The organism is Paenibacillus sp. GbtcB18 (assembly GCF_019091125.1).
Taxonomy (GTDB): domain Bacteria; phylum Bacillota; class Bacilli; order Paenibacillales; family NBRC-103111; genus Paenibacillus_F; species Paenibacillus_F chitinolyticus.
Window position 1 is genome coordinate 168,411 of the sequence record NZ_JAGXJX010000011.1, and the last position, 8,001, is coordinate 176,411.

Below are 8,001 nucleotides of genomic sequence, written 5' to 3' on the forward strand. Positions count from 1 at the left end.
GGTTTTTGCCGTAGCTCGTTTTCGGCCATTCTTGGTATAGTGAGAAAACAACCGGTTCGAAAGCGTTTGCGAAGGTCCGGACAGAGGAGGAACGTCATGCTTCAGAGCTCGTTTTACCGCAAAATTCAATTCTCGTTCCTGATCTTCATCCTGCTGCCGATCGTGACCGTGTCCTCGCTTGCCTACATCACGATCAAACGGACCACCATGGATAAAATGGAAGCGGCGAACCAGTCGATTTTGCAGCTCATGACCAAGGATATCGAGAAGCTGCTGGACGACATCTCATTCGCTTCGCATTTCTACGTGCAAAACGAGGAGATCCGGGACAATCTCCGCGAAATTCAAGGCATGACCGGTATTCATACCTTTGACGATTTCAACAAGTACACCAAAATCCGCAACAGCTACGATCAGGTGTCGATTAACGCCCTGAACAAGTATGTGCGGCTGTTCCTGGTTAACGATACGGGCTTTATCGTGCCATATATGGACGTGGGGAGCGGGCAGACGCTGCCGCAGATGGAGAACGACTGGAAGACGGTCAAGCCGCGGATTGTGCTGGACAACCCGACCAGTATCCAATGGCTCGGAACGGTCGCGGGATCGGGTCCGGACAAGGACACGTACTATTACTTGTCGCGGGTCATCCGGGACACGGATACCGGAGGCCTGCTCGGAACGCTGATGATCGGCATTTCCAGCACGTACTTCGATCCGTACTTTTCGTCGTCGACTTCCGGCCAGTTTACGCTTTTCGAGAAAAACGGGCAGCGCATCGCGGGCAATGCCTCCATCGCTTTTACGGAGCCGGAGCTCCCGCAGAAACAGGGAGAGCGGAATATCCGCAGCGAGGCGATTATCGCCCAAGGCAACTGGAAGCTGGTGTACGAGACGCCGGAGAAAACGGCAACGGGACAAATTACGAAAACATTCTTTGTCAGCGGCATGGCTCTAGCGGTGTTTATCATCATGTTCCTGATGCTGTCCTTCTTCCTGGCGCGCAGCCTCCACCGCCCGATCCGCAAGCTTCAGCGGATTGCCCACCAGTTCGGGGAAGGGAACCGCAGCATCCGCTTCCCGGATAAAGGCAGGGACGAAATCAGCGATCTCGGCCGCTCCTTTAACTCGATGCTCGACGAGATCAACGGGCTTATCGCCGGCATCGAAACCGAGCAGGAGCAGAAGCGCGTGCTGGAGCTGCAGGCCTTGTTTGCCCAGATCCGGCCGCATTTTCTTCTCAATACGCTGAATTCGATCAAATGCAGTCTGTACGTGTCGGAGGATAAACTGCACGGGCGGATGATCGATTCGCTGAGCAGTCTGCTCCGCGCTTATATGCGAGTGAACGAGCCGTCCACGCTGCGCAGCGAGAGCGCGCTCTTGAAGCATTACCTGGAGATCATGAACATGAGAAACGATCTCGCGCTTGAGCTTTCCGTCCGAATTCCGGCCGAACTTGAGAGGCAGCCGATGCCGATGCTGCTGCTCCAGCCGATCGTCGAGAATGCGGTGGTGCACGGTTTCGTCGACAAGGAGGAGGGCGGTCTCCTTGAGCTCACGGCAGAGCGCGCGGAAGACCGGGTCGTGATCCGCATCTCCGACAACGGCAGAGGGATGACGGACGGGCAGCTCCGCGAGCTGCAGGCCGTGCTGAACCAAGACCCGGACCAGCAGTCCTCGTACCGCCGTGTCGGCCTGCTTAACGTGCTGCAGCGTATGCGGCTGACCTACGGCATGTCGGCGGAGATGGGAATGGAGCACAGTGAAAACGGGGGCGTGACAGTGCGGCTGTCATTCCCGATTCAACCTATGGAGGGGGAGAGCCATGTATAACGTCATGCTGATCGACGACGATGTGCCGATGCTGAAATATTTGCACAAGCTGATTGACTGGGAAGCGTGCGGTCTTCACGTAGCCGGGGAAACTTACTCCAGCGTGCGTGCGCTGCAGATGTTCAAGGAGCTGCTGCCCGACATTGTCGTGACCGATATCGGCCTTCCGCAGATGAACGGGCTGGAGCTTGCCGCCCAGTTCTCGAGCATCAAGCCGGGAGTCCGGATTATTTTTCTGACCTGCCACGAAGATTTTCATTATGCCAAACAAGCGCTGCTGCTGAACGCCGACGATTATCTCATCAAGGACGAGCTGACGGAAGATCAGCTTCTCCGAAGCCTGAAGCAGTCTGTGGGACGGATTCAGCAGTCCGTCGTCAGTCTGGAGCAGGTGTCCTACCGGGAGGACGTGAACCGCAACCGGGATCTGCTGAAGGAATCCCTGTTTCAGCGGCTGATCAAGGGAACGGAGGCGGACGGCCTGCTCGGATACGCCGAGCGTCTCGGAGTGGAATGGAAGCATCCGGCTTATGCGCTGCTGCTGGGGCACTTGTCTCTCACCGGGCTTCCCGAAAAATACGCGAGCCGGGACATGCCGCTTCTGCGCTACGGCGTGTACAACATCGCGTGCGAGGTGGCCCAGACGTATGAAGGCGTCACGGTTTTCAACACGGGCGATTTTCTCGTCATTCTGCTCAATTACCGGCCCGGGCTGACGTTTAACGAAAAGCAGTATCTGCACGATTACACGGCCGATCTGCGGGACAAGTGCGAACGGTTTCTGCATGTGGGCCTGCGGTTTTTGTCCAGCCCCGCGAGGCTTGAGCTGTCTTCGGCCGGCCCGACTTTCCGGAGCATGGCGAAGAACCGGTACCGTTTCTATTACGCGGACTCGGGGTATGCGGCGCCGAAGTTCGACGACGGGTCGGAGGTGTACTATTTGCCCGCGGAAGGGCTGTTCGGGCAGGAGCTGGAAGACATCGGGGCGGCCGCGGCCCATCGGGACCATGCGCTGCTGGAGGAGGCGATCGAGCGCATCCGCCGGACGGCGTGCGGCAAGCTGGCCGATCCCGAGGAGCTGAACCGGTTGTGCGTCCGGAAGGTCCGTCAGCTGTTTATTCAGCAGGCCCGGCCGGGCGCGGACACGGAAGAAGACGAATGGATTCCGTATTTGCAGACGGCTATGCACGTCGATGATGCGCTCGCCGTCTTCGGCTGGATGATTCAGCGGCTTATGATCGGAACCGATACGGGAGCCGCCCCGGCCGTGAAAGAACCGAAGCTGCAGGTGATCGACGATTACATCTACCGGCACCTGGGAGAGAATGTGAGCTCGATCGACGTGGCGGAGCACCTGTTCATGAATCCGAGCTATTTCTCCCGGTACTTCAAACGCCTGACGGGGGAGAGCTTCACCGATTACGCGCACCGGTACAAGGTGAAGATCGCCTGCAAAGCGCTTCAGATGTCGGAAGACCCGGTGGAACTGATCGCCGCCAAGCTCGGTTATTCGGACCGGACATATTTTTCCAAAGTGTTTAAAAAGTACACCGGCCGCACGCCGCGAGAGTATCGGGAGAGATAACCCGGTGCTCTTTTTTTTAGGTAAAAAAAGGCCGGCCGCCGGCTTGTGTGAGACACGCGGACATGCTGAGGAACAGGCGGCGGCGCCTTGACGGGGCTGGGGGCATAGCCTCGAATTTCCGTGTGCGGGAGGCTTCGTCAGCGGGACCCCAGGTCAAAATAGTGCACATCCCTGCCAAAATCACACCTGTGTCGGAGGGGCGGCTCCCGTTACAATGGACGCATCACACTCAGCTTGTTAAAGGACAGGTTTTCAGACAGGAAAGGGGAATGGCCATGTGGAAAGCGGCAATTGAAGATGCGGTGCTCAAAACGCGCCGGAATATCGAGAAGTTCGGCGACAAGTTCCCGCACGTGAGCGACGGCGGCAGGTACGAACTCCGGGATAACGACGAATGGACATGCGGATTCTGGCCGGGCATGCTCTGGCTCTGTTACGAATATACAAAGGACGAAGTGTTTCTGGAAGCGGCGCGGAGCACCGTGAGAGGCATGAAAAAACGGATGGAAGAGAACAAGGTGCTCGCCCATCACGATATCGGATTTCTGTACTCGCTTTCCTCCAAAGCGGAATGGATCGTACTCGGGGACGAGGACGCCAAACATTTGACGCTGGAGGCGGCCGACAAACTGCTCGAACGCTGGAACGACAAGGGGCAGTTTATTCAAGCTTGGGGACCGATGGGTGACGAAACGGAAGGCGGCCGCATCATTATTGATTGCCTGCTTAACCTGCCGCTGCTTTATTGGGCTTACGAGCATACAGGGGACGAAAAATACCGCAAAACCGCCGTTATTCAGGCGGATAAAAGCAGACGGTTCCTCGTGCGCGGGGACGACAGCTCTTACCATACGTTCTTTTTCGAGCCGGTCACGGGGGAGCCGATCGGAGGCGCGACTCATCAGGGCTTTACGAACGGTTCCACATGGAGCCGCGGCCAGGCTTGGGGTGTGTACGGTTTTGCCCTGTCGTACCGCTATACCGGCAATGCGGCGTATCTGGAAACGTCCAAGCGGATGGCACGCTACTTCGCTTCCCAACTGCCGGAGGATTCCGTGGCGTATTGGGATTTCTATGCGGAAGTAACGCCGGAGACGCCGCGGGACAGCTCGGCTTCGGCCATCGTTGCCGCGGGATTGCATGAGCTGATCGGACTCCTGGAGCCAAATGACCCGGACCGGGCCGAGTTCGCGGATCTGCTGGAACGTTCGCTTGCTTCTCTCGTGAAAAACTATTCGACGGCCGGCGAACCCGAAGCGGAAGGGCTGCTTAATCACGGGTCCTATCATGTACGTGGAAATCTCGGCCTCGATGACTATATGGTGTGGGGCGACTACTACTATCTGGAAGCCTTGATGCGCGTAGAGCGGAACATTCCGGGCTATTGGTATGACCGCAAGGAGCGGACCTTAGGATGAAGAGCGGCCGGATCGGTGAAGGATTGGATGCCGGACAGCCGGATCTTGCCGCTGCTGCCTCCGCGCTCTTGGAGCCGGGCGGAGAGAGACGGAACGAAGCTTATGATACGCTGAAAAGGCATTACGTAACACGCACCTCTCCGGTGCTGTTTATCCGCGAGGAAGAACGGGAGCGGCTTGTGAATCATGTCCGTAATCATTACGGGGAAGACATGCGGGAAGTGTTGGCCTCGGCCGAACGCGTTGCCGCCAAGACGTTCCTCTTCCGCGGGGAATGGGACATGGAACCGACCTGCGTTCCGGTCACCTTCGCGGAGGACATCGACTGGCAGCATGTGCCTGCAGGCGATGTGGAGTGGGTTTACATGCTGAACCGGCATGCGTACTGGGTCGATCTGGGACAGGCGTACCTGGTCACGGGCGAAGACAAGTACGCGGAAGCGTTCTGCATGCAGCTGGACGATTGGCTGCGCCGCAATCCCGTGCCCGCCGGTCCGGCGGAAGCGTCCGCCACTTTGGCGTGGCGGACGATCGAGGCGGGGCTCCGCTGCATCAACTGGATCCGGGCGTACGAGTGCTTCCGGGATTATCCCGGATTCACGGCCGAGCTGGTTGCCCGGATGCTGAAATCGCTGCATGAGCACGGCGAGTACATTGCCGGAGCTTTCGATCCCTGGAGACGCCTCAGCAACTGGGGCGTGCTTGAAAACGCGGGCCTCTTCGCGCTCGGCGTATTCATGCCCGAGTTCCGGAATGCGGCGTTCTGGCTGGAAGTAAGCGCCGACCGGCTGCGGCAGACGGCCGCCCTCCAGATCGGCCGGGACGGCATGCACTGGGAACAGTCTCCGCTCTACCATAACGAAGTTTTCTTCCAATATATGCACGTGCTGCATCTCGCCGAAAATAACGGCATCGCCTTGTATCCCGAGTGGATCTCGGCCGTGAGGCGAATGGCAAAGGCGAATTTGTATTCCGTGAAGCCGAGCGGCAGGCAGCTGATGAAAGGCGACAGCGACGACAACGATATGCGCGATGCCCTGACCGCTGGCGCGATCCAGTTCGGGGATGCGGAGCTGAAATACGCCGGCCATGCCCGCGTGGATCTGGCGAATCTGTGGCTCTACGGCCTGCATAAGGCGGAAGCTTATGAGCGCTTGACGCCGGTACGGCCGGAAACGGTCTCCCGCGCGTTCGAGGAAGCCGGGCAGTATGTCATGCGCTCGGACTGGGAGCCGGACGCCCGGTTCGCCAGCATGAACTGCGGGCCGATGGGCGGCGGTCACGGCCATGCGGATATGCTGCATGTGGATCTTTGCGCATACGGCAAGGATTTGTTGATGGACCCCGGACGCTACACGTATTACGGCGGGGATGAGTTCCGCCGGTATTTCAAGCTGGGAGCCGCCCACAACACGACTCTTGTGGACGGCAAAGAATTTACGGAGTACCTGGGCACATGGGACTACGGCCGTATTGCCGCTCCGCTGGGAACCCGGTGGACATCGGGACCTGCGGCCGACTATGCGGAAGGCAGCCATGACGGCTATCTTCATCTGGCCGATCCCGTCATTCCCAAGCGCCGCCTGATCTTCATCAAGCCGGACTACTGGGTGCTGGCTGACAGCTTCCGCTGTAGGGACGCGCACCGTTTCGAGCAGCGGTTCCACTTCGCGCCCGGCCAGGTGCGTATCGAGGAACGGGGAGTTTGCTTTACGACGGAGGACGGAACGGCGGGCCTGCACGTGCTGCCGGTTACGCGGACGCCTCTTCTGACGGAAACGGAGCCGGGGACCGGTGGAAGCAGCGGAGGTGTTCCGGCGCCGGCGGGTGCAGGCGGGAACGGCGAATTCCCGCACACGAGCACTGCCTCGGGCGCATCGCCGCATCCCGAGACGAATGGGGCCGGCCCGGCCTCCCTCTCCGTGCCCACTCCCGGCGAGGGAGCGGTACCTGCGGACATCGGCGCAGCCGTACGCGGCCCGCTGCACGTCCGGACGGAGGACGCCTACGTGTCCTACCGGTATAACGAGATGACGCCGGCTCCGGCCGTAACCTTCTCGTGCGGCTCGACGGGTCCGGCTTCCATGATGCAGGTGCTTTACCCGGTCCGTCCCGGAAAGACGGAGGTTCCGGTCGTAGAGCAGGCGGACGTCTTCACCTACAACGGAGCCAAAGTGCCCGACTCCGCCGCAGAAGCCTGCCGCTTGACTTGGACGAGCTCGGGGGAGCAGCATATTGTGGTGGTTTGCCACCAGAAGCCATCGACGAGCATTATGTCTTACGTCGTGGAAGGCGTTCAAATTTTCGGCGAAGTCGTGCTTATTAAAAAAACGCCGGAAGGCATCGAAACAATCAATGTAAGATAGCGTAAATAATAAGGTGGAATTTTCTACATTTGGTAAGATTTGAAAGCTTCGTTCGAATGGCCTGACGGCGTCAGACTGAAGCTGGTGGGCGAGCCCTATCCGCATCAACTTATGAGATTCTAATACTCTCAAGTACCCAAATAAGTACCCAAAAACGTCGTCCCTTCTAATCTATTTTAATTAGAAAGGATGACGTTTTTTTATAAAATTAACCGTTTGAAAACGACTGACTTAGCATTAAACTTGCGAAATGAATAACCCCATAACCCGCTCCCTTTTGAAGGGAGTTTTTCGCTTTTCCCCGGGCAGGAGTGAATTAAGGATTTTGTAAGAACCGAGTAAGAAATAAGTGAGTTTTAGCAACTAGAATAAATTTATCTTAAGCGTAACAAGAGAATGAATGGTTAAAAAGTAAGTCCCTTGAGTGTCAAAAAATGAATAAACAAGGATTTCGGGAGGTTTTTATGAAAAAGAAAATGATTATGGTATTGGGTGCTTCCGCTATAATACTGACTAATTTAGTAGGATGTACTCATGCAGATTTGAAAACAGAAGTTTCTGTTACGGCTGCCAACCCTACAAATCAAATAGCGGAATGGTTAGAAGCGAATGCAAAGCCTTTAATATCAACGGATCCGGCTGCATCTTTCGATGATTTAAAACCGCTTAACGATATGGTAGGCTCGGCTTCCATTGTAGGTTTAGGCGAAGCTACGCATGGGCCTCATGAAGTTTTTACAATGAAACAGCGGATTGTTAATTATTTAGTATCTGAAAAGGGTTATACCAACTTAGT

General features: G+C 56.9%; 4 protein-coding genes and 1 pseudogene. All 5 read left to right on the forward strand.

Translation table 11 applies throughout. From position 1 onward, the window contains the following. The first annotated feature begins 96 nt into the window (after positions 1 to 96). Positions 97 to 1,836: a sensor histidine kinase gene (locus KVT34_RS25850; protein ID WP_217562490.1), complete on the forward strand. Its 1,740-nt coding sequence runs from the start codon at positions 97 to 99 to the stop codon at positions 1,834 to 1,836. Further along, a complete protein-coding gene (locus KVT34_RS25855; RefSeq protein ID WP_217562492.1) occupies positions 1,829 to 3,421 on the forward strand; it encodes a response regulator transcription factor in 1,593 nt (530 codons plus the stop codon). Before KVT34_RS25850 ends, KVT34_RS25855 begins: the two co-directional genes overlap by 8 nt. A 275-nt stretch (positions 3,422 to 3,696) precedes the next feature. Further along, the gene (locus KVT34_RS25860; protein ID WP_217562494.1) at positions 3,697 to 4,839 is read left to right on the forward strand and encodes a glycoside hydrolase family 88 protein; all 1,143 of its coding nucleotides are present in this window, start codon (positions 3,697 to 3,699) and stop codon (positions 4,837 to 4,839) included. Then, positions 4,836 to 7,205, forward strand: a complete 2,370-nt coding sequence (locus KVT34_RS25865; protein ID WP_217562496.1) for a heparinase II/III family protein — start codon at positions 4,836 to 4,838, stop codon at positions 7,203 to 7,205. The genes KVT34_RS25860 and KVT34_RS25865 overlap by 4 nt, the downstream gene beginning before the upstream one ends. Before the next feature lie 464 nt (positions 7,206 to 7,669). After that, positions 7,670 to 8,001, forward strand: a pseudogene (locus KVT34_RS25870) (erythromycin esterase family protein); the annotation flags it as partial.